Here is a 23,916-nt window from a genome sequence, read left to right on the forward strand (position 1 = left end):
CTCGCGGGGGGCGGGGTGGTGTGGCGTGTCTGGCTCGTGGCCCTGCTGCTGGCGGGCACCGCCTGTACCGGTGGTGCCCCCGCCGAGCAGCCGGTGTCCGGGCCCGACCGGATGCGGATCGTCGTCGCCAGCGGGCGTGACGTCACGGACGGCACCCGGCAGCGGCTCATCGACGCGTGGAACGCGCGGCAGGGGGCCGGCGGCTACAAGGCGTCGCTCGTCGAACTCCCCGGCTCCGCCGACCAGCAGCGCAGCCAGCTCCTCGGCGCGCTCCAGTCCGGGAGCAGTTCCTACGACATCGTCAACCTGGACGTCACCTGGGTGCCGGAGTTCGCCGCCGCGAAACTCGTCCAGCCGCTGCCGGACGACGCCGTCCGCGACCCCGCCGACCTCGTCCGGCCCGTCGACGAGACGTCCTTCTGGGCCGGGAAGCGCTACGCCGTGCCGTTCAACAGCGACGTCGGCCTGCTGTACTACCGGCGCGACCAGGTCGGGGGCGAGCTCGGGCCCGTCGTCACCTGGTCCGCCCTCCAGCGCTACCTCGACGCCGTACGCGGCAAGCGGTTCCCCGGCTGGGAGGCCGGCTGGACCACCCAGCTCGCCCCCTACGAAGGCCGGACCGTCAACGCGATCGAGGCGTTCGCCTCCGCCGTGGAGGATCTGGAGATCACCGACGAGAACGGACGGTACCGGGCCACCGAGGGCCAACTGACCCGGGGCGTCAAGGAGTTGCGCGCCCGTACGACGGACGTCCTGCGGCACGCGTTCACCTCGAACGAGTCCGATTCGCTCAGCGACTTCACCCAGGGGAAGACCACGTTCCTGCGCAACTGGCCCTACGCCTACCCCGCGCTGTACGCGGCCTTCAAAGGCGACCTCGGAGTGACCCAGCTGCCCGGCAAGGCCGTGCTCGGCGGCCAGAACCTCGCGATGACCCGGTCCGTCTCCGGGGACAAGGCCGCCAAGACCGCCGACCTCATCCGCTTCCTCACCGACGCCGACAGCGAACGGTGCCTGCTGTACGCCGGGTTCGCGGCGACCCGGGAGTCCTCCTACCGCGAGACGACCCGCTGCACCTACGCCGACACCTCCACCTCCGAGAGCACCGGCGAAACCCCCGACCGCTGGAGCCCCGAACAGGAGCGGTTCGCCCACGACGTCCTCCTGCCCGCCCTGCGCAGCGCCGTCCCCCGCCCCCGCACCCCCCTCTACGGCGCCCTCACCCAGACGTTCACCGACGAACTGGCCCCCCTCTTCACCAGCGGCGCCGACCCCACGACGGTGGCGAAGAAGCTGGACGAGGCCCTGGACCGCGAACTGCCGTGAGGGCGCGGGGTCTTCGCCTGTTCAGCGCTCGCGTCCGTACGTCTGGAGGACCGCCAGCGCGTACGCGATCCGCGGGTCCAGCCGGTGCGGGTCGCAGCGGTAGACCTTGCTCAGACCTCGGTAGTCCAGCGCCAGGCCGGTGCGCGGTGTACGCCAGCGGGTGCGGACGGGGCGGCCGAACGTGTAGTCGTCCGTCGTGCCGTCGAAGTAGGCGTAGAGCATCATGCAGAGCGCGAAGAGGAACCACACAGGGGCGGTGGTGGTGTGGATCAGCCAGGCGTACCAGGTGCCCTCCTTGCCGGTGACCGTGTCCGGTGCGCCGGTGAGCCGCGCCGACCAGCGGACCCGGCGCGGCCAGGGCAGGACCCGGCCGGGGCGGCGGGTGATCCTGGCCAGGGGAGTGCCGTCGGGGGCGTGGACGTCGTAGGTGTCCGCGGCGGCCGGGCGGACCGAGCACCACGGGCCGCCGCTCGGGCCGTCGTGGATCCAGAGGGGCAGCGGGACGGTTCCCTTCGCCTGCGCGGACCGTGGCGCGAAGACGCGGGCCAGCGGGGGGTCCTCGGAGCGCTGCGGGGCCCGGAGCCGGACCGTCGCCCCCATCTCGGCGTCGGCGGGCAGTCCAGGAACCGGCGGACCGGAGAGCGGGACGGGGTTGTTCACAGAGACCGCGAACGTGTACGAGGCGTCGTGCATGGAGTCATCCAAACGGGTTGGCGGTCGCCAGACGGCCTATGACCTCGCGAGCCTGGTCGTACTTCTCGTGGAGCTGCTCCGACGCGTACTGGACCTCCTCGGTGGCGTGGCGCACGCCCTCCTTGTAGAGGTCCTTCGCACCGAGCGCCGCCTCGTACCCGCGCGCTGTCCAGGAACGGGGGTCGATGTAGCGGCCGACGGTCTCGCCGGCGTCGTCCACGATCGGTTTGACGGAGTCCGCGAGCGCCGGGATCCGCCCCAGCGGGGTGTGCTCGATCAGTTTGGGCATGAGCTTCTGGAACGGCATGTCGGTGATTCCCGCACCCGGCCGGTAGAGGTTGCGGTCACCGAGCTCCTTGGCCACGGCGACCTTGAGGCGGTCCCCCAGCGTGTCCGCGGTGATGTGGATCGCATCCGCCTTGCGGCCGAGCACGCCGACGCTGCGCATCACCCATTTCTCGGCGTCCTCACCCAGTTTCGCGGTTCCTCCGGCGTGCTCGATGATGTCGGACGCCCGCTTCCAGGAATCGGCCGCCTTCACCCCGAAGTCCGTCACCCGCATCGGGATCTTGACGCCGGTGAACATCCCCTTGCCGACCTTCCCCACCCGTGCGAGGTCGCCGAACGGGATGAAGCCCGCCACGTCGAGCCCGATGTCCAGCCAGTTGCCCTTCTTCGAGCCTGCCGCCCAGCCGACCCCGTGCGCGAGGAGGGCGCCGCCGTTCAGGACCATGCCGATGCCCTCGAAGACCACGGCGCCGATGAGGGTCTCGGAGGTGAGGACCGCGAGGACGTCACAGGCGGCGCTGGCGTAGCCGAGCCAGTCGCCGATCCGGTAGATCGTGTCGGCGTGCTTCTGGACCCATTTCCACAGGTCGCCGGCGAGGTCGCCGATCTGCTGGGTCACGTCCTCGAACAGGTCCTTGAGCTTGTCGAGCAGTGACTTGCCAGGTGCTGCCTCGGCGGCCTTGCGGAGTCTTTCAGCGGCCTGGTGGGCCGTGGCCCGGTGGTCGTGCTGAAGCTGACGCGCTTTCTCGACGATCGCGTCGAGTTCGGCGCCGGCCTCGGTGACGCGCTTCGTCGCGTGGTCCAGGCGTCGCTGGGCGTCGCGGAGTTCCTCGCCCGTGGGAAAGGTCTGCCCGGCGAGCTTCAGGTCCGGGTCGGCTTTCGCCGCGGCCAGAGCCCTGCGGGACTCCTCGGCCTCCTCCTCGTAGCGCCGGGCCCTGCCCTGGAACTCCGTCAGCCGTGACTCCCAGGTGCGCAAGGCGTGCGCGGCGTCGGCCATGGAGCCATGGGCGTTGTCCAGATACCTCGGGAGGGCACCGGTTGTTCTTGAGAAGGCGGACGCCCCCTCGCCCGTCCAGGCGCCGTTCGTTCTGCCCAGCCGCGTCAGGGTGCCGTGAACGTCGTGGAGCTGTTTGGCCGTGCTGGTCAGCGAAGTGACCAGCTGGTGCACCGAGGCGGGGTCACCGGGGGCGGGATCGAAGCCGAGCGCGTCGTACGTCTCAGGCGTCCGGATGTACATGGAGCGGTCTCCTCGGCGCGGTCAGTAGGCGCGGAAGGGGGAGGGCGGCGGGGAGGCTGTGGCGGCGGACTCCTGTGCGTGGTCCTCCGGCAGGCCGAAGACGACGGTGTCCGCGATGTCCGCGAGGATCGCCTGGTAGCGGAAGAGGTCCTGGACGTCGGGGGTGCTCAGACACAGGAGCAGGACGCGGTCCTCGGAGGGGAAGGGGAGCCATACCTCGATCCGTACGAAGTGGTGCTCCTGCTCGCCCTCCGGCAGCTCCCAGACGGCGCGGGAAGCGGCGACATGAACGACCGCAGGGCCTGCGGGGAGGGAGACCGACCGGGTCTCGCCGCCGTCGTTCGCCCTGTCCAGAGCCTGGGCGATGCCCATGGCGGTGAACTGGGGGTCCGGGTTGTCCAGCTCGCGCGTGCCGACCGTGAGCGTGGCCCGGCTGACGCGTTCGGGCGGTTCGGTGCCGTCCGCGCTGCCGCCGATCGGGAAGACGCCGAGCGCGTTGTAGACGACACCGTTCTCGGCGAGGGTCTGCGCGCCGGCTGTATACGCGGCCTTGGTGAAAAGGCGCAGTGGCTCCAGATCGGCCCGCTCGCCCCAGTAGCCGTGGGCGAACTGCCGCATCCGCTCGTCGAACGAGTCCTCGCCGGTGCCCAGTGGGACGGCGTGGAACTCCGGCTGGACCTGGAAGGCGATCGTCGCGGAGGTCACCGGTCACCCGCCCGCATGGTCTTGTCGACCGTCTTCACGGCAGAGACGAGCCTGACCACCTCGTCTTCCGTGCCTTGGTAGAGCCGGCCCGCCTGCGCGACCTTCTCGGTGACGCCGTTCGTCGCGTCGGCGATCAGTTCGATGCCGTGTCCCCACTTGGCCTGGAAGTGGTGGCAGGCGGCTTCGAGTTCGCCGGAGCCGGTGCCTGAGGGACCGATGTCCTCCAGCTCTCGCATGGCGGTGCGCATGCCGCCCGCGCACTCGGCGAGGTTCACGATCAGTTTGGCGAGCGCCTCGAAATCGACCTTGTGACCATCGGCCATCCTTGCTGTGCTCCCCGTGAGGTCGGCTGAAGGCGCGATCATCGCACGGGGTCGGATCGCAGGTCAGGCGGGCCCTGGTCCCTCCCCGACAGGGGTGCACGAAAGGTCCACGAGGTCTCCACTCCGGCGGGTCTCACCCGGCCTCGCGTTTGAGCTGCGTCACTCCCGGGGTATGCTCCCCGACCCGATTGGCGGACCCGACCCCCCGTATGGCAGACTAGCGGGGTTGCTCGGTCGAGTGTTGATGCTGCGCGCCTCCCGCCGGGAGGACCGGAAGCGAGTCCCACAGTACTCGTCGCCTTAACTGCCCTGGAGGGCAGCGCTGGGGCGGACGTACGGGAATCTTTCGGGAAGTGTGGTGCGGCACCGGCCAGGGGCTCGGTGGAAATCCTTGAAGGTGGATGGTTCCCGGTGGGGAATCTCTGTCAGCGAGGGTGCGACACGCCCGACCGCGTGGGTCGGAGCGGGGAGCAGGGAACGCCGAATTCCGGAGCGAAGAAGAACAGGACTACTGAGTAGCCATGGCGGGACAGAAGATCCGCATCCGGCTCAAGGCCTACGACCACGAGGTCATCGACTCCTCGGCGAAGAAGATCGTCGAGACGGTGACGCGCACTGGTGCGTCGGTCGCGGGCCCGGTGCCGCTGCCCACTGAGAAGAACGTGTACTGCGTCATCAAGTCGCCGCACAAGTACAAGGACTCGCGCGAGCACTTCGAGATGCGCACGCACAAGCGCCTGATCGACATTCTCGACCCGACGCCCAAGACCGTTGACTCTCTGATGCGACTCGACCTCCCGGCCGGTGTCGACATCGAGATCAAGCTCTGAGGGTCGGTGATCTGAGTAATGGCTAAGCAGATCAAGGGCATCCTGGGCGAGAAGCTCGGCATGACGCAGGTGTGGGACGAGAACAACCGTGTTGTTCCGGTCACCGTCGTCAAGGCCGGTCCGAACGTCGTGACCCAGGTCCGTACGAACGACGTCGACGGCTACGAGTCGGTCCAGATCGCCTTCGGCGAGATCGACCCGCGCAAGGTGAACAAGCCCCTCAAGGGCCACTTCGCCAAGGCCGACGTCACCCCCCGTCGCCACCTCGTCGAGATCCGCACCGCGGACGCCTCCGAGTACACGCTGGGCCAGGAGATCTCCGCGGAGATCTTCGAGGCGGGCGTGAAGGTCGACGTCACCGGCAAGAGCAAGGGCAAGGGCTTCGCCGGTGTCATGAAGCGTCACAACTTCAAGGGCCTCGGCGCCGGTCACGGCACCCAGCGCAAGCACCGCTCGCCCGGTTCCATCGGTGGCTGCGCCACCCCGGGCCGCGTGTTCAAGGGCCTCCGCATGGCGGGTCGCATGGGCAACGAGCGTGTCACCACCCAGAACCTGACCGTCCACGCCGTTGACGCGGAGAAGGGTCTGCTGCTCATCAAGGGCGCTGTCCCCGGTCCGAACGGCGGCCTCGTCCTGGTCCGCACCGCGGCCAAGGGGGCCTGAGGTACCGATGAGCACTGTTGACATCCTTTCGCCTGCCGGCGAGAAGACCGGAAGCGTCGAACTCCCCGCGGAGATCTTCGGCGTGGAGAAGGTCAGCATCCCGCTGATCCACCAGGTCGTCGTCGCGCAGAACGCCGCTGCCCGCCAGGGCACGCACAAGACCAAGACCCGTGGCGAAGTCCGTGGTGGTGGCAAGAAGCCTTACCGCCAGAAGGGCACCGGCCGCGCCCGTCAGGGCTCGACCCGCGCGCCGCAGTTCGCCGGTGGTGGCGTCGTGCACGGTCCCGTGCCGCGCGACTACTCGCAGCGGACCCCGAAGAAGATGAAGGCCGCGGCCCTGCGCCACGCCCTCACCGACCGGGCCCGCCACAACCGCATCCACGTCGTCACCGGCGTGATCGCGGGCGAGACCCCCTCCACCAAGGCCGCCAAGACGCTGTTCGGCAAGATCTCGGAGCGCAAGAACCTGCTCCTGGTCGTCGAGCGCGCCGACGAGGCCGCGTGGCTGTCCGCCCGCAACCTGCCCCAGGTCCACATCCTGGAGCCGGGCCAGCTGAACACGTACGACGTGATCGTCTCTGACGACGTGGTCTTCACCCAGGCCGCGCTGGAGTCCTTCGTGTCCGGCCCGAACAAGGCCAACGACATCGAAGGGACTGAGGTCTGATGGCCATCCGTCACCCCTCCATCGCCCCCAAGGCCGCGAAGGCCGCCAAGGCCGCGCGCGTCGCCAAGGCGCGCCGCCACGCCGCCGAGGGCAAGAACACCGTCGTCACCCCGCTCAGCAAGTCGTACACGGACCCCCGTGACATCCTGCTGAAGCCGGTCGTGTCGGAGAAGAGCTACGCGCTCCTCGACGAGAACAAGTACACGTTCGTCGTCGACCCCAGCGCCAACAAGACCCAGATCAAGCAGGCCGTCCAGGCGGTCTTCTCGGTCAAGGTCACCGGCGTCAACACGATCAACCGCCAGGGCAAGCGCAAGCGCACCAAGACCGGTTTCGGTAAGCGTGCGGACAGCAAGCGCGCGATCGTGACCCTGGCCGAGGGCGACCGTATCGACATCTTCGGCGGTCCGACCGCGTAAGCGGGTCGGATCGTCCGATATCGGACGAGGACTGAGAAATGGGAATCCGCAAGTACAAGCCGACTACGCCGGGCCGTCGTGGCTCCAGCGTCGCCGACTTCGTCGAGGTCACGCGGTCCACGCCGGAGAAGTCGCTGGTCCGCCCCCTGCACAGCAAGGGCGGTCGTAACAACTCCGGTCGTGTGACCGTTCGCCACCAGGGTGGCGGACACAAGCGCGCCTACCGCGTGATCGACTTCCGTCGGCACGACAAGGACGGCGTGCCGGCGAAGGTCGCGCACATCGAGTACGACCCCAACCGCACCGCGCGCATCGCGCTGCTGCACTACGCCGACGGCGAGAAGCGCTACATCATCGCGCCGCGCGGCCTCACGCAGGGCGACCGCGTCGAGAACGGTCCCGGGGCCGACATCAAGCCCGGCAACAACCTGGCGCTCCGCAACATCCCGGTCGGTACCACGATCCACGCGATCGAGCTCCGTCCCGGTGGCGGCGCCAAGTTCGCCCGCTCCGCCGGCGCCTCGGTGCAGCTGCTCGCGAAGGAGGGCACCATGGCCCACCTCCGCATGCCCTCCGGCGAGATCCGCCTGGTCGACCAGCGCTGCCGCGCCACGGTCGGCGAGGTCGGCAACGCCGAGCAGAGCAACATCAACTGGGGCAAGGCCGGCCGTAAGCGCTGGTTGGGCGTCCGCCCGACCGTGCGTGGTGTGGCGATGAACCCGGTCGACCACCCGCACGGTGGTGGTGAGGGCAAGACCTCCGGTGGTCGCCACCCGGTCTCCCCGTGGGGTCAGAAGGAAGGTCGTACTCGTTCGCCCAAGAAGGCGTCGAACAAGTACATCGTCCGCCGCCGCAAGACGAACAAGAAGCGCTAGGAGCGGGTTTAGATGCCGCGCAGTCTCAAGAAGGGACCCTTCGTCGACGGCCACCTCGTCAAGAAGGTGGACGCCCAGAACGAAGCCGGTACCAAGAACGTCATCAAGACCTGGTCCCGTCGCTCCATGATCGTCCCCAGCATGCTGGGTCACACGATCGCGGTGCACAACGGCAAGACCCACATCCCGGTGTTCGTCACCGAGTCGATGGTCGGCCACAAGCTCGGCGAGTTCTCGCCGACGCGCACCTTCCGGGGTCACGTCAAGGACGACCGGAAGTCGAAGCGCCGCTAAGCGCGGATCGCATCAGACACGTAAGTAACTGAGAGGGACAACCATGGAAGCCAGGGCCCAGGCGCGGTACATCCGCGTCACGCCCATGAAGGCCCGCCGCGTGGTGGACCTTATCCGTGGCATGGACGCCACGGAGGCTCAGGCGGTCCTGCGATTCGCCCCGCAGGCCGCTTCCGAGCCCGTCGGCAAGGTGCTGGACAGCGCCATCGCCAACGCCGCTCACAACTACGACCACACCGACGCCACGTCGCTGTTCATCAGCGAGGCGTACGTCGACGAGGGCCCGACCCTGAAGCGGTTCCGGCCGCGCGCCCAGGGCCGTGCCTACCGGATCCGCAAGCGGACCAGCCACATCACCGTGGTCGTCAGCAGCAAGGAAGGAACCCGGTAATGGGCCAGAAGGTTAACCCGCATGGGTTCCGGCTCGGCATCACCACGGACTTCAAGTCCCGGTGGTACGCCGACAAGCTGTACAAGGACTACGTCAAGGAAGACGTCGCCATCCGTCGGATGATGACGTCCGGCATGGAGCGCGCCGGCATCTCGAAGGTGGAGATCGAGCGCACCCGTGACCGTGTCCGCGTGGACATCCACACCGCGCGTCCCGGCATCGTCATCGGCCGCCGCGGCGCCGAGGCCGACCGCATCCGCGGTGACCTGGAGAAGCTGACCGGCAAGCAGGTCCAGCTGAACATCCTCGAGGTCAAGAACCCGGAGACGGACGCTCAGCTGGTGGCCCAGGCCGTCGCCGAGCAGCTCTCCTCCCGCGTCTCCTTCCGCCGTGCCATGCGCAAGAGCATGCAGTCGGCGATGAAGGCCGGCGCCAAGGGCATCAAGATCCAGTGCGGTGGCCGTCTCGGCGGCGCCGAGATGTCCCGCTCGGAGTTCTACCGCGAGGGCCGTGTGCCCCTGCACACGCTCCGCGCGAACGTGGACTACGGCTTCTTCGAGGCCAAGACGACCTTCGGCCGCATCGGTGTGAAGGTCTGGATCTACAAGGGCGACGTCAAGAACATCGCCGAGGTCCGCGCCGAGAACGCCGCCGCCCGTGCGGGCAACCGCCCGGCCCGCGGTGGCGCCAGCGACCGTCCGGCCCGTGGTGGCCGCGGTGGCGAGCGTCGCGGTCGTAAGCCGCAGCAGGCTGCCGGTTCCGAGGCCCCCGTGGCCGAGGCGCCCGCCGCCGCTCCGGCTGAGAGCACCGGAACGGAGGCCTGACCGACATGCTGATCCCCCGTAGGGTCAAGCACCGCAAGCAGCACCACCCCAAGCGGGACGGCGCTGCCAAGGGCGGCACGCAGGTGTCGTTCGGCGAGTACGGTATTCAGGCCATCACCCCGGCTTACGTGACGAACCGTCAGATCGAGGCGGCTCGTATCGCCATGACGCGTCACATCAAGCGTGGCGGCAAGGTCTGGATCAACATCTACCCGGACCGTCCCCTCACCAAGAAGCCCGCCGAGACCCGCATGGGTTCCGGTAAGGGTTCCCCGGAGTGGTGGATCGCCAACGTCAAGCCCGGACGCGTGATGTTCGAGCTGTCGTACCCCAACGAGAAGATCGCCCGTGAGGCGCTGACGCGTGCGGCCCACAAGCTGCCGATGAAGTGCCGGATCGTCAAGCGCGAGGCAGGTGAAGCGTGATGTCGGCCGGTACCAAGGCGTCCGAGCTGCGCGAGCTGGGCAACGAGGAGCTTCTCGCGAAGCTCCGCGAGGCCAAGGAAGAGCTGTTCAACCTCCGCTTCCAGGCGGCGACGGGTCAGCTCGAGAACCACGGCCGGCTGAAGGCCGTCCGTAAGGACATCGCGCGGATCTACACCCTGATGCGTGAGCGCGAGCTGGGCATCGAGACGGTGGAGAGCGCCTGATGAGCGAGAACAACGTGACTGAGCAGACCGCAGAGGCCCGCGGCTTCCGCAAGACCCGTGAGGGTCTCGTCGTCAGCGACAAGATGGACAAGACCGTCGTCGTCGCCGTCGAGGACCGCGTCAAGCACGCTCTGTACGGCAAGGTCATCCGCCGTACGAACAAGCTCAAGGCCCACGACGAGCAGAACGCCGCCGGCGTCGGCGACCGCGTCCTCCTGATGGAGACCCGGCCGCTGTCCGCCACGAAGCGGTGGCGCGTCGTCGAGATCCTCGAGAAGGCCAAGTAATTCTCCTGCGGGGCATCCCCCGCAGGGCAGTTCCGCCAGGCTCGGCAGGGGTCTCGTACTGAGACCCCTGCCGGGAACCGGCAGACACACAGGAGATAGACGTGATCCAGCAGGAGTCGCGACTGCGCGTCGCCGACAACACTGGTGCGAAGGAAATCCTTTGCATCCGTGTGCTCGGTGGCTCCGGTCGCCGCTACGCGGGCATCGGTGACGTCATCGTTGCCACCGTCAAGGACGCGATCCCGGGCGGCAACGTGAAGAAGGGCGACGTCGTCAAGGCGGTCGTCGTGCGCACCGTCAAGGAGCGCCGTCGTCCGGACGGCTCGTACATCCGCTTCGACGAGAACGCCGCCGTCATTCTGAAGAACGACGGTGACCCTCGTGGTACCCGCATCTTCGGCCCGGTCGGGCGCGAGCTGCGCGAGAAGAAGTTCATGAAGATCATCTCGCTGGCTCCGGAGGTGCTGTAAGCATGAAGATCAAGAAGGGCGACCTGGTCCAGGTCATCACCGGTAAGGACAAGGGCAAGCAGGGCAAGGTCATCGCGGCCTTCCCCCGCGAGGACCGCGTCCTGGTCGAGGGTGTCAACCGGGTCAAGAAGCACACCAAGGCCGGCCCGACCGCCAGCGGCTCGCAGGCCGGCGGCATCGTGACCACCGAGGCCCCGATCCACGTCTCCAACGTCCAGCTGGTCGTGGAGAAGGACGGCAAGAAGGTCGTCACGCGTGTCGGTTACCGCTTCGACGACGAGGGCAACAAGGTTCGCGTTGCCAAGCGGACGGGTGAGGACATCTGATGGCTACCACCACCACTCCGCGTCTCAAGACGAAGTACCGCGAGGAGATCGCGGGCAAGCTGCAGGACGAGTTCAAGTACGAGAACGTCATGCAGATCCCCGGCCTCGTGAAGATCGTGGTCAACATGGGTGTCGGCGACGCCGCCCGTGACTCGAAGCTGATCGAGGGCGCGATCCGCGACCTCTCCACGATCACCGGCCAGAAGCCGCAGGTCACCAAGGCCCGCAAGTCCATCGCGCAGTTCAAGCTGCGTGAGGGCCAGCCGATCGGTGCCCACGTCACGCTCCGCGGCGACCGCATGTGGGAGTTCCTGGACCGCACCCTGTCGCTCGCGCTCCCGCGCATCCGCGACTTCCGCGGCCTGTCCCCCAAGCAGTTCGACGGCCGTGGCAACTACACCTTCGGTCTCACGGAGCAGGTCATGTTCCACGAGATCGACCAGGACAAGATCGACCGCGTCCGGGGTATGGACATCACCGTGGTGACCACGGCGACCAACGACGCTGAGGGCCGCGCGCTCCTTCGTCACCTCGGCTTCCCGTTCAAGGAGGCGTGAGCATGGCGAAGAAGGCTCTGATCGCTAAGGCTGCTCGCAAGCCCAAGTTCGGTGTGCGCGCGTACACCCGCTGCCAGCGCTGCGGCCGTCCGCACTCCGTGTACCGCAAGTTCGGCCTGTGCCGTGTGTGCCTTCGTGAGATGGCTCACCGCGGCGAGCTGCCGGGCGTGACCAAGAGCTCCTGGTAGTCCCGTACTTCGGGATTCCAGAGGCTCTCGGTAAGCACTGGGCGTGTCAGGTGCCCACCTCTCCATGGCTTAGGCTGGGAGGGTTGGGCGCCTGACGGTCGCCCGTACGACTTACTACGCCGTAGGTCCCCGCACCGCACCCGTCCCGCCACCGAGTGGGGAGAGGGATGGCGCATACAGGAAACCCCGGCGAGAGAGGCCGAAGGCCAATTCATGACCATGACTGATCCGATCGCAGACATGCTGACGCGTCTGCGGAACGCGAACTCGGCGTACCACGATTCCGTGACGATGCCGGCGTCCAAGATCAAGTCGCACATCGCGGAGATCCTCCAGCAGGAGGGCTTCATCACGGGCTGGAAGGTCGAGGACGCCGAGGTCGGCAAGAACCTCACCCTCGAGCTGAAGTTCGGCCCGAACCGTGAGCGCTCCATCGCGGGCATCAAGCGGATCTCCAAGCCCGGTCTCCGGGTGTACGCGAAGTCCACCTCCCTGCCGAAGGTGCTGGGCGGCCTCGGCGTGGCGATCATCTCCACGTCGCACGGGCTCCTCACCGACAAGCAGGCCGGCAAGAAGGGCGTGGGTGGGGAAGTCCTCGCCTACGTCTGGTAGCAGAAGGGAACGGAGGAAACAGCTATGTCGCGTATCGGCAAGCTCCCCATCGCGGTTCCCGCCGGCGTGGACGTCACCATCGACGGCCGCACGGTGAAGGTCAAGGGCCCCAAGGGCGAGCTGACCCACACCGTCGCAGCTCCGATCGACATCGCCAAGGGTGAGGACGGCGTGCTGAGCGTCACCCGCCCCAACGACGAGCGTCAGAGCAAGGCCCTGCACGGCCTGTCCCGCACGCTGGTGGCGAACATGATCACCGGCGTGACCCAGGGTTACGTGAAGAAGCTCGAGATCAGCGGTGTCGGTTACCGCGTGGCCGCGAAGGGCACGAGCCTCGAGTTCGCGCTCGGCTACAGCCACCCGATCGTCGTCGAGGCGCCCGAGGGCATCACCTTCAAGGTGGAGAACCCGACCCGCTTCCAGGTCGAGGGCATCGACAAGCAGAAGGTCGGCGAGGTTGCGGCCAACATCCGCAAGCTGCGCAAGCCCGACCCGTACAAGGCCAAGGGCGTCAAGTACGAGGGCGAAGTCATCCGCCGCAAGGTCGGAAAGGCGGGTAAGTAAGCCATGGCATACGGACAGAAGATCCTGAAGGGCGACGCCTACAAGCGCGCCGCGATCAAGCGCCGTCACCTGCGCATCCGCAAGCGGATCAACGGTACGGAAGAGCGTCCCCGTCTGGTCGTTACCCGCTCCAACCGCCACATCGTGGCCCAGGTGATCGACGACCTCAAGGGTCACACCCTTGCGTCGGCGTCCACCCTGGACACCTCGATCCGCGGTGGCGAGGGCGACAAGTCGGCTCAGGCCAAGCAGGTCGGCGCCCTGGTCGCCGAGCGTGCCAAGGCCGCCGGTGTCGAGGCCGTGGTGTTCGACCGTGGCGGCAACCAGTACGCCGGGCGCATCGCCGCCCTGGCGGACGCCGCCCGCGAAGCCGGGCTCAAGTTCTGAGCCGCTCGTAGCTAGCGGAAAGAGAGAGGTAATCCAATGGCTGGACCCCAGCGCCGTGGAAGCGGTGCCGGTGGCGGCGAGCGGCGGGACCGTAAGGGTCGTGACGGTGGCGCAGCCGCCGCCGAGAAGACCGCGTACGTCGAGCGTGTCGTCGCGATCAACCGTGTCGCCAAGGTTGTCAAGGGTGGCCGTCGCTTCAGCTTCACCGCGCTCGTCGTGGTGGGCGACGGTGACGGCACCGTAGGTGTCGGCTACGGCAAGGCCAAGGAGGTGCCGGCCGCCATCGCCAAGGGTGTTGAGGAGGCCAAGAAGCACTTCTTCAAGGTCCCCCGTATCCAGGGCACCATCCCGCACCCGATCACGGGCGAGAAGGCCGCGGGCGTCGTCCTGCTCAAGCCTGCCTCCCCCGGTACCGGCGTCATCGCCGGTGGCCCGGTGCGTGCCGTGCTGGAGTGCGCGGGCGTGCACGACATCCTGTCGAAGTCGCTCGGCTCGTCCAACGCGATCAACATCGTCCACGCGACGGTGGAGGCCCTCAAGGGTCTCCAGCGCCCGGAGGAGATCGCGGCCCGCCGCGGCCTCCCCCTGGAGGACGTCGCCCCCGCGGCTCTGCTGCGGGCGCGTGCCGGGGCTGGTGCTGCGTAATGGCCCGCCTCAAGATCACGCAGACGAAGTCCTACATCGGCAGCAAGCAGAACCACCGTGACACGCTGCGTTCGCTCGGGCTCAAGCGCCTGAACGACGTCGTCGTCAAGGAGGACCGCCCCGAGTTCCGCGGCATGGTGCACACCGTCCGCCACCTCGTGACGGTCGAGGAGGTCGACTGATCATGGCGGAGAACAGCCCGCTCAAGATCCACAACCTCCGTCCGGCCCCCGGCGCCAAGACCGCCAAGACCCGTGTCGGTCGTGGTGAGGCGTCGAAGGGTAAGACGGCCGGTCGTGGTACCAAGGGCACGAAGGCCCGCTACCAGGTTCCGGAGCGCTTCGAGGGTGGCCAGATGCCCCTCCACATGCGTCTTCCGAAGCTGAAGGGCTTCAAGAACCCGTTCAAGACCGAGTTCCAGGTCGTGAACCTCGACAAGCTGGCCGCCCTCTACCCCGAGGGTGGCGAGGTCACCGTCGAGGGTCTGGTGGCCAAGGGCGCGGTTCGCAAGAACAGCCTCGTCAAGGTCCTCGGCCAGGGTGAGATCTCCGTGGCGTTGCAGGTGACGGTCGACGCCGTCTCCGGCTCCGCCAAGGAGAAGATCACCGCCGCCGGCGGCACGGTCACCGAGCTCGTCTGATCACCTCAGGCGTCTCGATGACATGAGCGATCCCGACCGGGGATACCCCACAAAAGGGGTATCCCCGGTCGGTCGTTCCAGACGGGGCAGTGTCGCCGGTAAGGTGGCCTGCGCTGTCTCTTTTCAGCATCGTCATCAACCAACCGTCGAACCTCAGACCGTCACCCTTGGCGCAGCTGCGCGGGGGTCGCAGGAGGCACCGTGCTCACCGCGTTCGCCCGGGCGTTCAAGACGCCCGACCTGCGCAAGAAGCTGCTCTTCACGCTCGGTATCGTCGTGGTCTACCGGGTCGGTACCCACGTCCCGATCCCCGGCGTCGACTACAAGTCCGTACAGCAGTGCGTGGACGAGGCGTCCGGCAATCAGAGCCTCTTCGGGCTGATCAACATGTTCAGCGGCGGCGCGCTGCTCCAGATCACGATCTTCGCGCTGGGGATCATGCCGTACATCACGGCGAGCATCATCCTCCAGCTGCTGACCGTCGTGATCCCGCGCCTGGAAGCCCTCAAGAAGGAGGGCCAGGCGGGTACCGCGAAGATCACGCAGTACACCCGGTACCTGACCGTGGCACTCGCCATCCTCCAGGGCACCGGCCTCGTCGCCACCGCCCGCAGCGGCTCGCTGTTCTCCGGCTGCTCCGTCGCGAGCAGCATCGTCCCGGACCGCGACATCTTCACGACCATCGTGATGGTCATCTGCATGACCGCCGGCACCGCCCTCGTCATGTGGCTCGGTGAGCTCATCACCGACCGCGGCATCGGCAACGGCATGTCGATCCTGATGTTCATCTCGATCGCCGCGACCTTCCCCTCCGCGCTGTGGGCCATCAAGAAGCAGGGCACCCTGGCCGGCGGCTGGATCGAGTTCGGCACCGTCATCGCGGTCGGCCTCGTGATGGTCGGCCTCGTCGTCCTGGTCGAGCAGGCCCAGCGCCGGATCCCCGTCCAGTACGCGAAGCGCATGATCGGGCGCCGGTCCTACGGCGGTACCTCGACCTACATCCCGCTCAAGGTGAACCAGGCGGGCGTCATCCCCGTCATCTTCGCCTCGTCGCTGCTCTACATCCCGGCACTCATCGTCCAGTTCTCCAACTCGCAGGCGGGCTGGGCGACCTGGGTCACGCAGAACCTGGCCAACACCCGGGCCGGGGTGCACATCGCGCTGTACTTCCTGCTGATCGTGTTCTTCGCCTTCTTCTACGTCGCGATTTCCTTCAACCCCGAGGAAGTTGCCGACAACATGAAGAAGTATGGTGGATTCATCCCGGGCATCCGGGCTGGCCGTCCGACCGCTGAGTACCTTTCCTACGTACTCAACCGGATCACGTGGCCGGGCTCGCTGTACTTGGGTCTGATTGCTCTCGTCCCGACGATGGCGTTGGCTGGTTTCGGGGCAGACCAGAACTTCCCGTTCGGCGGTACCAGCATCCTCATCATCGTGGGTGTCGGTCTGGAGACCGTGAAGCAGATCGAGAGCCAGCTCCAGCAGCGCAATTACGAAGGGTTCCTCCGCTGATGCGAATCGTCCTCGTCGGGCCGCCGGGTGCCGGGAAGGGAACGCAGGCCGCGTTCCTGGCCAAGAACCTGTCGATCCCGCACATCTCCACGGGCGACCTCTTCCGCGCCAACATCAGCCGGCAGACCGAGCTGGGGAAACTCGCCAAGTCCTACATGGACGCGGGCAACCTGGTGCCGGACGAGGTCACCATCGGGATGGCCAAGGACCGCATGGAGCAGCCGGACGCCGAGGGCGGATTCCTCCTCGACGGCTTCCCGCGCAACGTCTCGCAGGCCGAGGCGCTCGACGAGATGCTCCGCACCGAGTCCATGAAGCTGGACGCGGTGCTGGACCTGGAGGTCCCCGAGGACGAGGTCGTCAAGCGGATCGCCGGGCGGCGCATCTGCCGCGAGGACTCCAGCCACGTCTTCCACGTGACGTACAGCCCGCCGAAGCGTGACGGCGTCTGCGACGTCTGCGGGGGCGAGCTGTACCAGCGCGACGACGACTCCGAGGAGACCGTCCGTACGCGTCTCGAGGTCTACCACACGCAGACCGAGCCGATCATCGACTACTACAAGTCCCAGGGGCTGGTCGTCACCATCTCCGCGCTGGGCAAGGTCGACGAGGTCACCGCGCGTGCCATGGAGGCGCTCCAGGGCGAGTAGGCACCTGTACCCCGGAAGCCCCCGGTGTCCCTCAGGGACGCCGGGGGCTTCTTTGGGTGGGCTTTGCCGATCTTTCAATTAATCATGGACACGCAAGATCTCCGTCTGTAGGGTCATGCCGACCAACGGGGGAAACGGTGGTCCCAACTTCCGTATGCCCCCGTCGAGTTGGGCCGTTTTCCGGCCCTCAACGGGGAGAACACATGAAGACTCTGCTCAAGCGCGGCAGCATCGTCGCCGCGTCCGCCGCCGTACTCGTCGGCTTCGCCTCCGCGCCCGCCTTCGCCGGCAACATCAACCTCAGTCTGCCGAGCGGTCGCGGCACGATGACCTTCATCGACGACGGCGACAAGTTCCGCGTCTGCGACACCAAGGCCGACGGGTACGGGGTCACCGGGTACGTCCAGACCATCAACACGCGCGGTGACATCATCACCGTCGCCACCATCGACGACGGTGGGGACGCCGGGTGTGACACCAAGGAGTACGACATCTACCTCAACAAGCCGCACGAGATGAAGCTGTGCTGGCACGGCGGAGGTGCCTGCGTGTACTCCGGGACCTTCGACGAGTAGGTCCTGAGCGGCGGGTGAACCCGCTGTTGAGCTGGTGAGGTCCCGGTGGTGCGGCAGAGTTGATCGCCTGTCCCCGCCGGGACCTCCGCTGTGCGGGGGCGTATTCTGAGGGGCCGAAATCACAGTGGCCAGGAGGCGCGAACCGGCATGGTGCAGATCAAGAGTCCCGAGCAGATCGCCAAGATGCGCGCGGCGGGGCTGGTCGTCGCTGCGATCCATGCGGCCACGCGCGAAGCGGCCGTGCCGGGGGCATCCACCCGTGACCTCGACGAGGTCGCCCGCAAGGTCCTCGCCGAGCACGGGGCCAAGTCCAACTTCCTCGGTTACGGCGGGTTCCCGGCGACCATCTGTACGTCCGTGAACGAGGTCGTCGTGCACGGCATCCCCTCCGACGAGGTCGTCCTCAAGTCCGGGGACATCATCTCCATCGACTGCGGGGCGATCGTGGACGGGTGGCACGGAGACGCCGCTTACACGGCGTTCGTGGGATCCGGGCACGCGCCCGAACTGGTCGAGCTGTCCCGGGTGACCGAGGAGTCCATGTGGGCCGGGATCGCCGCGATGAGACTCGGCAACCGGCTCGTCGACGTCTCCCGGGCCATCGAGACGTACATCCGCCGGCAGCCCAGGTCCGGTGGCGGGCGGTACGGGATCATCGAGGACTACGGCGGGCACGGCATCGGTACGGAGATGCACATGGATCCGCACCTCCTGAACTACGTGGACCGCAAGCGGGGCAAGGGCCCCAAGCTGGTGCCCGGGTTCTGCCTCGCGATCGAGCCGATGGTGTCCCTCGGCACCCCGAAGACGAAGGTCCTCGCCGACGACTGGACGGTCATCACGACCGACGGCACCTGGTCGTCCCACTGGGAGCACAGCGTCGCCCTCACGGAGGCGGGGCCGCTGGTCCTGACGGCTCCGGACGGTGGCAAGGCCAAGCTGGCGGAGTACGGGGTGACCGCAGCGCCCGATCCTCTGTCCTGACGTTCCTCGCCGGGGAGGCAACGGGCAGGTAAACGGCCCTCTATGCGCAGGTCAAGCAATTGATCGGCGTAGGGGACGTACCTGCGAACAACTCTGCCGCGGCCGACGTTGTTGCCAGGCGCCGGTCACACGCTTCCGGCGCATCGGCAGAGGAGAACAGAGTGAAGATCGGCAAAGAAGGCCCGAAGATGCGGGGCAAGTGGGTGGGCCTGCTGACGGTGGCGCTGGCCCCGCTGGTGGTGATCGCGGCCCCCGGCTCCGCCTCGGCGGCCGACGTGGTGTGCCTGGGGAACTGGGACGGCTCCCAGGCCGACATCGCGGGCAACTGGTCGACCCCCCAGAAGACCACGTCGGTGGTCACTCAGCGGGCGAAGAACACCTGGGACGACTGGGTCTGGCGGGGCGAGACGTTCAAGTGCCCCACGAACATCGACGAATGCGAGCAGGACTGGGGGAAGTCGCACACGTCCGGCTGGGAGTTCTCGTCCGGCCTCGACATCAAGGTCCCGATCCCGTTCGTCGGGGACCTCGCCAGCCTCACCCCCCAGTACGGGCGGCACGGCTCCACCACCACGTCGTACACCTTCAAGGTGCACCTGAAGAAGGGGCAGAAGGCCCAGCCGATCCAGGTCGTGGAGCGCCGCTGGACGAAGGGCGCCTTCAAGGGCATCTACCACTCCACCGGAAAGTCGTGCCTGTCGAGCCCGTTCCGGCCGGACAGCAACGCCTACCTGTACCGCTGGGACCCCAACAAGGTGTGGGGCAGCTGGACGACCAACCTCGAAGTGGACAACTACGCGTCGTACCACGTCTACCGCTGACCCTGACCGGTCGTGACCGGTCCCCTGAGGCACCTCGCCGTCCGGCGGGGTGCCTCTCGGTCACCCGGCGCAGATCCTGCGGTACGGGACGCCGGGCAGATAGGTCCGCCACTGCGCCCGCGTCAGCTCGCGCTGCCGGGTCCGGGCGCAGACCGCGTCGGCCGCCCTCGACTCGTCGACGGTGTAGGTCTGGAGGGGTACGTGCGCGCTGCCCGCGTACAGCGTGGTGCTGTCCGCGTCGAAGGCGACCGTGTCGACGGAGTCGCCCGGTGTCGCCAGGAGGGCGCCGAGCTGCTGGTGGGTGGCGAGGTCCCACAGCTGGAGGCTGCCGGCCTCGCCGCCGACCGCCAGCGTGCGGCCGTCGGGACTGACGGCGAGGGCGCTGACGGCCTCGGAGGCGTCGTCGACGAGGGCGTGGGGCGTGTCGTCCGGGAGCGCGGGAAAGACGCTGGGCAGTGTCCCCACCCGCTGGTGGAGCCCGCCGTCCCACAGCGCGACCCGGCCCGTCTGGTCCCCGGCCGCGAAGAGTGATCCGTCGGGGGCGAAGGCGAGGGCCCCGATCTCGTCCCCCCGGACCAGGTCGCGCGGGGCGGGCCTGCCGCCGGGCAGGGTGGTCGTGGAGTTGTCGCCGGCCAGGAGACGGCCGTCGGGGCTGATGGCGAGGTGGCTGCCGGCCAGGGCCGGTACGGCCGCCGTCCGGCGGTGGCGCGGGACGTCCCAGGTCTCGTCGCTCGGCTCCCCGACGACGCTCGCGCGGGTGAGGTGGAGCGTGCCGGCGTGGGGGCCGAGGGCCAGCGCGAACACCGTGCCGGCCGGAGTGTCCGTCGACAGGTCCAGCGTGGTGCGCACCCGGCCCCGGGCGACGTCCCAGAGCGTGAGCCGCGGCGGAGACGTCTCGACCCCGGACGGCGAGACGCCGTACGCGAGCGTCGTGCCGTCGGGATCGAACGCCAGGAGCGGGGCGGTGTCCTGCGGGGGCACCGGCCGGGAGGAGCCGCGCGCGGCGGGGAGCGGCGCGGGCGGCAGGGTGGCGAGCAGCCGTCCGTCGCGGGTGCCGCGCAGCTCGAAGCGGTAGGCGGCGCCCGTGCGCCGCGCGGTGGCGAGGGTGCGGCCGTCCGGGCTGAGCAGCACCTTGTCCAGGGGCTGGTTCCGCCAGGCCGGGGTCACGGCCGTCGCGACGTCCAGGGAGTGGACCGTGCCGGCCTCCAGATAGCGCAGTACCGGGCGCCCGGGGTCCCAGGCCAGACCGCCGTACGGGCGCTGGTTGTGCAGGGAGTGCCGGAACACCGGGGCGTCGGTGCCGGGCCGCCACACCCGGAGCTCCTCTCCGTCGGCGGTCGCCAGGAAGTTCCCGTCCTCGGTGAAGGCGACGTCCCGCACTCCGGGGTCGGAGAGCTCGGCCAGCCGCTTCCCCGACCGGGTGTCCCAGACGTGCACGCCGTTCGCGGTCATCGCCGCGAGCCGTCCCCCGCCGCCGAACACCAGCTGCGACGGCTCCCGGTCGCAGGCGTCGCGCACGTGCTCCCAGTCGCCGTGCGGCGTGCGCCGTCCGGCGAGGTCGCGCACCTGTACCGGGCCGCCCTCGGCGGGGCAGACCGCGATCAGGCGTCCGTCCGCGCTCGGCGCGACCGTCTCCGGGCCCAGCGCCTCGGTCTGGAACAGCAGGCCGCCGTCCACGGCCGAGCGCACCTGCACCCGGGAGCCGTCGGTGTCGCTCACGAGGTAGGCGCGGCCGGTGAAGTCCACGCCGGACCCGCTCGGCAGCCGGTCGCCGAACCACCGTCCGGTGGCCGTGTCCCACAGCCGTGCCCCGTCGTCGCCGGAGAGCGCCAGCAGCCGTCCGTCCGGGCTCACCGCGGTCACGGTGGCGCCCGATGGCAGCGGCCCCGAGGCGGTCGCCTGGTGCCGGACCACGTCCCAGGTCCGCCAGGTGCGGCCCGCGGCGCTGAGCAGCGTACGGCCGGAGTCCGTCAGCCGGCGGAAGGGCGTGTCGCCGGGCGCCGGGTCGCTGAAGGCGTCCCCCTCCTGCTGGCCGAGCGAGCCCAGCAGCGCCCGCCTGGTCTCCGGCAGCTCGGACACGCGCCAGGCCGCGACGCCCAGCAACTGGGCGGTGCGCGGGTCGGTCGTGCGCAGGGAGTCGGCGACGGCGGCGATCCGGCGGGCGGTGTCCTCGGTGCGGCGCCGCTCGATGTCCCGCCGCTGCTCCCAGACGGCCAGCCCGGCCACCAGCGCCACCACGAGGACGGCCGCCAGGACGCCCGTCCCGGCTCTCGCCCGGCGCGTCGCCCGGACCGCGGCCCGGCACTCGGCCTCCCGGGCGGCCAGCGCCGCGGTCAGGAACCGGCGCTCCGGCCCGGCCAGCGCGCTGTCGCGTTCGTGGTCGGGGAACAGCTCCTCCACGCGGGCCAGCCGGGTGCCCCGGTACAGGCTGCCGGGGTCGCGGTCGTGCTCCAGCCAGACGCGGGCGGCCTCGGTGAGCCCGCGGTGGTGCAGGAGCCGCTCACGGGCCTCCTCGATCCAGCCGTGCAGCCGCGGCCACGACGTGATCAGCGCCTCGTGGGCGAGCTGGACGGTGTCCTCGTCGGCGGTCAGCAGCCGGGCCCGGGCCAGCCGCTCCACCACCACCGGCACGTGGGGGCAGGCCCACTCCTCCCGCTCGGCCCGGCTCAGCGGGCGCCGGGTGTCGGGAGTGCCCCGGCCGGGCTCGACCATGCGCAGCAGCAACTGCCGGGCCGCGTCCGCCTGGGGCGCGGTCAGCTGCCCGTACGCCTCCTCGGCGCTCGCCGCGATGGCGCCGTGCACGCCGCCCGCGCTCTCGTACGCGGCCAGGGTCAGCAGCCGTCCCCTGCGCCGCCGCCAGGTCTCCAGCAGGGCGTGCGAGAGCATCGGCAGCCCGCCGGGCTCGTCGAGGACGTCCGCCACGATGCGCGCCGTCAGCTCCCGCTCCACCAGGAGCCCGGCCTGCTGCGCGGGTCCGACGACCGCCTCCCGCAGCTCGTCCCGCGTCATGGGCCCGACCAGCAGCCCGGCGGAGCGCAGCGCGTCCGCGAGGGCACGGTGCTCGCCGCAGCGCGGGTAGAAGTCGGCCCGTACGGAGATGACCACCCGCAGCCGGCCGCCGGGGTCGCGGGCGCTGAGCAGCAGGTCGATGAACCGGGCGCGTTCGGCCCGGTCCCGGCACAGGGTGAAGACCTCCTCGAACTGGTCCACCACCACCCAGCTCTCCGGTTCGTCCGCGGCCGGGGCCAGCAGATGGCCGTAGGTGGCGGCCGGCCGGTCCCCGGGGGTCAGGATCCGCAGCGCGGCCGGCCGGCTCTGGCGCGCGAGCTCCTGGCGCAGACGAGGGATCAGCCCGGCCCGCAGCAGCGAGGACTTCCCGCTGCCGGAGGCGCCGAACACGGCGGCGAACCGGTGCCCGCGCACCAGCTCAGCCAGCTCCTCCACCAGCCGGTCCCGGCCGAAGAACAGGTCCTGGTCGGCCGGCTCGAACCGGTCGAGCCCCCGGTACGGCGCGGGCGCGTCCTCGCCGTCCGCCACCGCCGTCTCCACGTCCTTCCAGCGGTCCGCCCACTGCTCCGGATCGCCGCCGCAGGCCCGTACGTACCCTTGGACGACGGCGAAGGACGGCAGCCGCTCGCCCGCCGCGGCCTGGGACAGCGTGGTCGCCGAGCAGCCCGCCGTCTCGGCCATGGCCCGGTACGACGGGTTCCCGGCCGCCCGGCGCAGCGCCCGCAGGTCGTACGCGAGCCGCTGGACGGGACCGGCCCCGGGATCCACGGGCTTCTCCGGACGCCCCATGAACCCACCTCCCAGGAAGTACGTAGGTGCCGTATGCACATCAAAAGGCATCAGGGGTGACGCAGCCGACTAGATGCCCTTCGGGGGCGGACGGTTGCCTGTCGGACTTGTGCCGTCGGCCTTTTGGGGGAGTGGGGGGCTTAAGGATCTCCCTGGTGGGGCATCCTTGCTCGATTCGTCTTTCTGGGTGGGGTGACGTAGACTGACGCGTCGGCTTTCGTGCATTCGTGTGTCTGGATGCGATAGCGGGAGTCGATCAAGGTAGTCGATTCGAAGGGCGAAGCGTGGCCAAGAAGCAAGGTGCCATCGAGATCGAGGGCACTGTCGTCGAGTCTCTGCCGAACGCCATGTTCAAGGTCGAGCTCCAGAACGGCCACCAGGTCCTGGCACACATCAGCGGCAAGATGCGGATGCACTACATCCGTATCCTCCCTGACGACCGGGTCGTGGTGGAGCTCTCTCCGTACGACCTGACGCGTGGCCGGATCGTCTACCGGTACAAGTAGATCTTGCCCGCATCCCGCTCCGGCGGGGTGGTGGCACTGACCCGGAGAACCTCAATCCCATGAAGGTCAAGCCGAGCGTCAAGAAGATCTGCGACAAGTGCAGGGTGATCCGCCGTCACGGCCGGGTCATGATCATTTGCGAGAACCCGCGCCACAAGCAGCGCCAGGGCTGATCGCAACCCGATCCACACCCTCTGCATCCGCAGA

General features: G+C 68.8%; 34 protein-coding genes. 29 read left to right on the plus strand and 5 right to left on the minus strand.

All coding sequences use genetic code 11. The features are described from left to right. Positions 1-15: 15 nt before the first annotated feature. The gene (locus PV682_RS20295) at positions 16-1,326 is read left to right on the plus strand and encodes an extracellular solute-binding protein (protein WP_319731777.1); all 1,311 of its coding nucleotides are present in this window, start codon (positions 16-18) and stop codon (positions 1,324-1,326) included. Between the two features lie 21 nt (positions 1,327-1,347). Here the strand turns inward: PV682_RS20295 and PV682_RS20300 are convergent, their stop codons facing one another. The 4 genes from PV682_RS20300 to PV682_RS20315 are packed head-to-tail and all read right to left on the minus strand — an operon-like array spanning position 1,348 to position 4,572. Beyond that, the gene (locus tag PV682_RS20300) at positions 1,348-2,019 is read right to left on the minus strand and encodes a hypothetical protein (protein WP_319731779.1); all 672 of its coding nucleotides are present in this window, start codon (positions 2,017-2,019) and stop codon (positions 1,348-1,350) included. Between the two features lie 4 nt (positions 2,020-2,023). Continuing rightward, a complete protein-coding gene (locus PV682_RS20305) occupies positions 2,024-3,544 on the minus strand; it encodes a putative T7SS-secreted protein (protein ID WP_319731781.1) in 1,521 nt (506 codons plus the stop codon). A gap of 21 nt (positions 3,545-3,565) precedes the next feature. Continuing rightward, on the minus strand, positions 3,566-4,249 hold the full coding sequence (locus tag PV682_RS20310) for a hypothetical protein (protein ID WP_319731782.1): 684 nt from the start codon (positions 4,247-4,249) through the stop codon (positions 3,566-3,568). Beyond that, a complete protein-coding gene (locus PV682_RS20315; protein ID WP_319731784.1) occupies positions 4,246-4,572 on the minus strand; it encodes a hypothetical protein in 327 nt (108 codons plus the stop codon). The genes PV682_RS20310 and PV682_RS20315 overlap by 4 nt, the downstream gene beginning before the upstream one ends. Before the next feature lie 521 nt (positions 4,573-5,093). Between PV682_RS20315 and rpsJ the strand changes: the two genes are divergently transcribed. The 26 genes from rpsJ (at position 5,094) to PV682_RS20445 (ending at position 19,405) form a co-directional block, all read left to right on the plus strand. After that, positions 5,094-5,402: a 30S ribosomal protein S10 gene (gene rpsJ, locus PV682_RS20320; RefSeq protein WP_003948644.1), complete on the plus strand. Its 309-nt coding sequence runs from the start codon at positions 5,094-5,096 to the stop codon at positions 5,400-5,402. 18 nt (positions 5,403-5,420) lie between these two features. Beyond that, positions 5,421-6,065 (plus strand): 50S ribosomal protein L3, encoded by a 645-nt coding sequence (gene rplC / locus PV682_RS20325; RefSeq protein ID WP_055718844.1) that lies wholly within the window; start codon positions 5,421-5,423, stop codon positions 6,063-6,065. Positions 6,066-6,072: 7 nt separating this feature from the next. Next, complete coding sequence (gene rplD, locus PV682_RS20330) at positions 6,073-6,732, plus strand: 50S ribosomal protein L4 (protein ID WP_319731787.1); 660 nt, start codon at positions 6,073-6,075, stop codon at positions 6,730-6,732. Next, on the plus strand, positions 6,732-7,151 hold the full coding sequence (gene rplW, locus PV682_RS20335) for a 50S ribosomal protein L23 (protein WP_055718842.1): 420 nt from the start codon (positions 6,732-6,734) through the stop codon (positions 7,149-7,151). Before rplD ends, rplW begins: the two co-directional genes overlap by 1 nt. A gap of 38 nt (positions 7,152-7,189) precedes the next feature. After that, the gene (gene rplB / locus PV682_RS20340; RefSeq protein ID WP_319731790.1) at positions 7,190-8,026 is read left to right on the plus strand and encodes a 50S ribosomal protein L2; all 837 of its coding nucleotides are present in this window, start codon (positions 7,190-7,192) and stop codon (positions 8,024-8,026) included. 12 nt (positions 8,027-8,038) lie between these two features. Then, on the plus strand, positions 8,039-8,320 hold the full coding sequence (gene rpsS / locus PV682_RS20345; RefSeq protein WP_055718840.1) for a 30S ribosomal protein S19: 282 nt from the start codon (positions 8,039-8,041) through the stop codon (positions 8,318-8,320). Between the two features lie 43 nt (positions 8,321-8,363). Continuing rightward, entirely contained in the window at positions 8,364-8,711 is a 348-nt protein-coding gene (gene rplV, locus PV682_RS20350; protein WP_055718839.1) for a 50S ribosomal protein L22, read from the plus strand. Next, positions 8,711-9,535 (plus strand): 30S ribosomal protein S3, encoded by an 825-nt coding sequence (rpsC, locus tag PV682_RS20355; RefSeq protein ID WP_319731793.1) that lies wholly within the window; start codon positions 8,711-8,713, stop codon positions 9,533-9,535. Before rplV ends, rpsC begins: the two co-directional genes overlap by 1 nt. A 5-nt stretch (positions 9,536-9,540) precedes the next feature. Then, positions 9,541-9,960 (plus strand): 50S ribosomal protein L16, encoded by a 420-nt coding sequence (gene rplP, locus PV682_RS20360; protein WP_055718837.1) that lies wholly within the window; start codon positions 9,541-9,543, stop codon positions 9,958-9,960. Beyond that, positions 9,960-10,184 carry a 50S ribosomal protein L29 gene (gene rpmC / locus PV682_RS20365; RefSeq protein ID WP_003974259.1) on the plus strand — a complete coding sequence of 75 codons (225 nt, stop codon included), beginning with the start codon at positions 9,960-9,962 and terminating at the stop codon, positions 10,182-10,184. Before rplP ends, rpmC begins: the two co-directional genes overlap by 1 nt. Continuing rightward, a complete protein-coding gene (gene rpsQ, locus PV682_RS20370; protein WP_009327090.1) occupies positions 10,184-10,471 on the plus strand; it encodes a 30S ribosomal protein S17 in 288 nt (95 codons plus the stop codon). Before rpmC ends, rpsQ begins: the two co-directional genes overlap by 1 nt. Before the next feature lie 101 nt (positions 10,472-10,572). Continuing rightward, positions 10,573-10,941, plus strand: a complete 369-nt coding sequence (gene rplN, locus PV682_RS20375; protein ID WP_055718836.1) for a 50S ribosomal protein L14 — start codon at positions 10,573-10,575, stop codon at positions 10,939-10,941. A gap of 2 nt (positions 10,942-10,943) precedes the next feature. Continuing rightward, a complete protein-coding gene (gene rplX, locus PV682_RS20380; RefSeq protein ID WP_045559456.1) occupies positions 10,944-11,267 on the plus strand; it encodes a 50S ribosomal protein L24 in 324 nt (107 codons plus the stop codon). After that, positions 11,267-11,824 carry a 50S ribosomal protein L5 gene (gene rplE, locus PV682_RS20385; protein WP_055718835.1) on the plus strand — a complete coding sequence of 186 codons (558 nt, stop codon included), beginning with the start codon at positions 11,267-11,269 and terminating at the stop codon, positions 11,822-11,824. Before rplX ends, rplE begins: the two co-directional genes overlap by 1 nt. A gap of 2 nt (positions 11,825-11,826) precedes the next feature. Beyond that, positions 11,827-12,012, plus strand: coding sequence for a type Z 30S ribosomal protein S14 (locus PV682_RS20390; RefSeq protein ID WP_003956452.1), 186 nt, complete (start codon positions 11,827-11,829; stop codon positions 12,010-12,012). A gap of 213 nt (positions 12,013-12,225) precedes the next feature. Beyond that, positions 12,226-12,624, plus strand: a complete 399-nt coding sequence (gene rpsH, locus PV682_RS20395) for a 30S ribosomal protein S8 (protein ID WP_030788259.1) — start codon at positions 12,226-12,228, stop codon at positions 12,622-12,624. Positions 12,625-12,648: 24 nt separating this feature from the next. After that, a complete protein-coding gene (gene rplF, locus PV682_RS20400; protein WP_055718834.1) occupies positions 12,649-13,188 on the plus strand; it encodes a 50S ribosomal protein L6 in 540 nt (179 codons plus the stop codon). Between the two features lie 3 nt (positions 13,189-13,191). Continuing rightward, on the plus strand, positions 13,192-13,575 hold the full coding sequence (gene rplR / locus PV682_RS20405) for a 50S ribosomal protein L18 (protein ID WP_010354226.1): 384 nt from the start codon (positions 13,192-13,194) through the stop codon (positions 13,573-13,575). Between the two features lie 36 nt (positions 13,576-13,611). Continuing rightward, entirely contained in the window at positions 13,612-14,220 is a 609-nt protein-coding gene (rpsE, locus tag PV682_RS20410; RefSeq protein ID WP_010354225.1) for a 30S ribosomal protein S5, read from the plus strand. Beyond that, entirely contained in the window at positions 14,220-14,402 is a 183-nt protein-coding gene (gene rpmD / locus PV682_RS20415) for a 50S ribosomal protein L30 (protein ID WP_005313525.1), read from the plus strand. Before rpsE ends, rpmD begins: the two co-directional genes overlap by 1 nt. A gap of 2 nt (positions 14,403-14,404) precedes the next feature. Further along, positions 14,405-14,860 (plus strand): 50S ribosomal protein L15, encoded by a 456-nt coding sequence (rplO, locus tag PV682_RS20420; RefSeq protein ID WP_055718833.1) that lies wholly within the window; start codon positions 14,405-14,407, stop codon positions 14,858-14,860. 201 nt (positions 14,861-15,061) lie between these two features. Beyond that, a complete protein-coding gene (gene secY / locus PV682_RS20425) occupies positions 15,062-16,375 on the plus strand; it encodes a preprotein translocase subunit SecY (RefSeq protein WP_055718832.1) in 1,314 nt (437 codons plus the stop codon). Continuing rightward, entirely contained in the window at positions 16,375-17,025 is a 651-nt protein-coding gene (locus tag PV682_RS20430; RefSeq protein WP_055718831.1) for an adenylate kinase, read from the plus strand. The genes secY and PV682_RS20430 overlap by 1 nt, the downstream gene beginning before the upstream one ends. Positions 17,026-17,228: 203 nt before the next feature. Beyond that, positions 17,229-17,600: a hypothetical protein gene (locus PV682_RS20435; protein WP_319731804.1), complete on the plus strand. Its 372-nt coding sequence runs from the start codon at positions 17,229-17,231 to the stop codon at positions 17,598-17,600. Between the two features lie 147 nt (positions 17,601-17,747). Then, entirely contained in the window at positions 17,748-18,584 is an 837-nt protein-coding gene (gene map / locus PV682_RS20440) for a type I methionyl aminopeptidase (RefSeq protein WP_319731805.1), read from the plus strand. 161 nt (positions 18,585-18,745) lie between these two features. Continuing rightward, positions 18,746-19,405 (plus strand): hypothetical protein, encoded by a 660-nt coding sequence (locus tag PV682_RS20445; RefSeq protein ID WP_319731807.1) that lies wholly within the window; start codon positions 18,746-18,748, stop codon positions 19,403-19,405. A gap of 60 nt (positions 19,406-19,465) precedes the next feature. Here PV682_RS20445 and PV682_RS20450 read toward each other — a convergent pair whose 3' ends face one another. Further along, positions 19,466-23,203 carry an nSTAND1 domain-containing NTPase gene (locus tag PV682_RS20450; protein ID WP_319731809.1) on the minus strand — a complete coding sequence of 1,246 codons (3,738 nt, stop codon included), beginning with the start codon at positions 23,201-23,203 and terminating at the stop codon, positions 19,466-19,468. Between the two features lie 284 nt (positions 23,204-23,487). On the opposite strand from PV682_RS20450, the gene infA reads away from it, so the two are divergent. After that, positions 23,488-23,709: a translation initiation factor IF-1 gene (gene infA, locus PV682_RS20455; RefSeq protein ID WP_003948620.1), complete on the plus strand. Its 222-nt coding sequence runs from the start codon at positions 23,488-23,490 to the stop codon at positions 23,707-23,709. Positions 23,710-23,768: 59 nt separating this feature from the next. Then, positions 23,769-23,882, plus strand: coding sequence for a 50S ribosomal protein L36 (rpmJ, locus tag PV682_RS20460; protein ID WP_004984509.1), 114 nt, complete (start codon positions 23,769-23,771; stop codon positions 23,880-23,882). The last annotated feature ends 34 nt before the right edge of the window (positions 23,883-23,916 follow it).

Origin of the sequence: Streptomyces niveiscabiei, from assembly GCF_033794345.1 — a bacterium.
GTDB lineage: Bacteria > Actinomycetota > Actinomycetes > Streptomycetales > Streptomycetaceae > Streptomyces > Streptomyces niveiscabiei.

Coding starts and splice junctions, on each gene's coding strand:
- rpsC (WP_319731793.1), top strand. CDS start 8,711: ATGGGCCAGAAGGTTAACCCGCATGGGTTCCGGCTCGGCATCACCACG.
- rpsH (WP_030788259.1), top strand. CDS start 12,226: ATGACCATGACTGATCCGATCGCAGACATGCTGACGCGTCTGCGGAAC.
- rpsJ (WP_003948644.1), top strand. CDS start 5,094: ATGGCGGGACAGAAGATCCGCATCCGGCTCAAGGCCTACGACCACGAG.
- PV682_RS20390 (WP_003956452.1), top strand. CDS start 11,827: ATGGCGAAGAAGGCTCTGATCGCTAAGGCTGCTCGCAAGCCCAAGTTC.
- PV682_RS20300 (WP_319731779.1), bottom strand. CDS start 2,019: ATGCACGACGCCTCGTACACGTTCGCGGTCTCTGTGAACAACCCCGTC.
- rpsQ (WP_009327090.1), top strand. CDS start 10,184: ATGAGCGAGAACAACGTGACTGAGCAGACCGCAGAGGCCCGCGGCTTC.
- PV682_RS20305 (WP_319731781.1), bottom strand. CDS start 3,544: ATGTACATCCGGACGCCTGAGACGTACGACGCGCTCGGCTTCGATCCC.
- rplX (WP_045559456.1), top strand. CDS start 10,944: ATGAAGATCAAGAAGGGCGACCTGGTCCAGGTCATCACCGGTAAGGAC.
- PV682_RS20435 (WP_319731804.1), top strand. CDS start 17,229: ATGAAGACTCTGCTCAAGCGCGGCAGCATCGTCGCCGCGTCCGCCGCC.
- rplB (WP_319731790.1), top strand. CDS start 7,190: ATGGGAATCCGCAAGTACAAGCCGACTACGCCGGGCCGTCGTGGCTCC.
- rpsE (WP_010354225.1), top strand. CDS start 13,612: ATGGCTGGACCCCAGCGCCGTGGAAGCGGTGCCGGTGGCGGCGAGCGG.
- PV682_RS20430 (WP_055718831.1), top strand. CDS start 16,375: ATGCGAATCGTCCTCGTCGGGCCGCCGGGTGCCGGGAAGGGAACGCAG.
- rplV (WP_055718839.1), top strand. CDS start 8,364: ATGGAAGCCAGGGCCCAGGCGCGGTACATCCGCGTCACGCCCATGAAG.
- rplD (WP_319731787.1), top strand. CDS start 6,073: ATGAGCACTGTTGACATCCTTTCGCCTGCCGGCGAGAAGACCGGAAGC.
- PV682_RS20450 (WP_319731809.1), bottom strand. CDS start 23,203: ATGGGGCGTCCGGAGAAGCCCGTGGATCCCGGGGCCGGTCCCGTCCAG.
- rplP (WP_055718837.1), top strand. CDS start 9,541: ATGCTGATCCCCCGTAGGGTCAAGCACCGCAAGCAGCACCACCCCAAG.
- rplO (WP_055718833.1), top strand. CDS start 14,405: ATGGCGGAGAACAGCCCGCTCAAGATCCACAACCTCCGTCCGGCCCCC.
- PV682_RS20315 (WP_319731784.1), bottom strand. CDS start 4,572: ATGGCCGATGGTCACAAGGTCGATTTCGAGGCGCTCGCCAAACTGATC.
- rpmD (WP_005313525.1), top strand. CDS start 14,220: ATGGCCCGCCTCAAGATCACGCAGACGAAGTCCTACATCGGCAGCAAG.
- rpmC (WP_003974259.1), top strand. CDS start 9,960: ATGTCGGCCGGTACCAAGGCGTCCGAGCTGCGCGAGCTGGGCAACGAG.
- rplC (WP_055718844.1), top strand. CDS start 5,421: ATGGCTAAGCAGATCAAGGGCATCCTGGGCGAGAAGCTCGGCATGACG.
- rplE (WP_055718835.1), top strand. CDS start 11,267: ATGGCTACCACCACCACTCCGCGTCTCAAGACGAAGTACCGCGAGGAG.
- rplF (WP_055718834.1), top strand. CDS start 12,649: ATGTCGCGTATCGGCAAGCTCCCCATCGCGGTTCCCGCCGGCGTGGAC.
- rpsS (WP_055718840.1), top strand. CDS start 8,039: ATGCCGCGCAGTCTCAAGAAGGGACCCTTCGTCGACGGCCACCTCGTC.
- map (WP_319731805.1), top strand. CDS start 17,748: ATGGTGCAGATCAAGAGTCCCGAGCAGATCGCCAAGATGCGCGCGGCG.
- rpmJ (WP_004984509.1), top strand. CDS start 23,769: ATGAAGGTCAAGCCGAGCGTCAAGAAGATCTGCGACAAGTGCAGGGTG.
- rplR (WP_010354226.1), top strand. CDS start 13,192: ATGGCATACGGACAGAAGATCCTGAAGGGCGACGCCTACAAGCGCGCC.
- rplW (WP_055718842.1), top strand. CDS start 6,732: ATGGCCATCCGTCACCCCTCCATCGCCCCCAAGGCCGCGAAGGCCGCC.